This is a genomic window from Vibrio sp. 1078-1, from assembly GCF_033340475.1.
Window position 1 is genome coordinate 1 of sequence record NZ_JAWOWM010000939.1, and the last position, 512, is coordinate 512.

Consider the following 512-nt stretch of genomic DNA (forward strand, 5'->3'; position numbering starts at 1 on the left):
GCATAAATAGGAGCTGTGTTCTTGCTGATTCCCACGTACCCAAAATTAATTTTGAACAGTGTTCGTTTGTTCGGGATTCTAAGAGAAAAAACACGGCCGGTATTGTATGAGTGAGTAAGGAAGTGTTAGGACACTTTGCCGCGTGGCGTCATTTTTTCTTACGCGCAGCGATAGTTTTTCTTGCTCGTTGAAACCGTGCATCGTTTGTACAGTGAGCTTCTCGAAAACAAGTTCATGAATGACACGAAGGAAAAACAATGGCACACCTATCTTACTGGTTTAAGCAAGCGCTTGAACTTGAACAGCCTCAACCAGCTAAGCCACTGAATGAAGATATCGACGCTGATGTCGCGATTATTGGCGGTGGTTACACCGGACTTTGGACCGCCATTATGATCAAACAGCGAGCACCGAGAAAGCATGTTGTTGTGATAGAAAAGGGCCTGTGCGGCAGTGGCGCGTCTGGAGCGAATGGTGGTTGCATGCTGACTTGGTCGACAAAGTTTCCGACC

The 512-nt window shown here is 46.7% G+C and carries 1 protein-coding gene; it reads left to right on the forward strand.

Features of this window, described 5'->3' with window-relative positions; genetic code table 11:
* Positions 1–257: 257 nt before the first annotated feature.
* A partial coding sequence (locus R7190_RS30975) for an FAD-dependent oxidoreductase (RefSeq protein ID WP_318138354.1) occupies positions 258–512 on the forward strand: 255 nt, incomplete at its 3' end.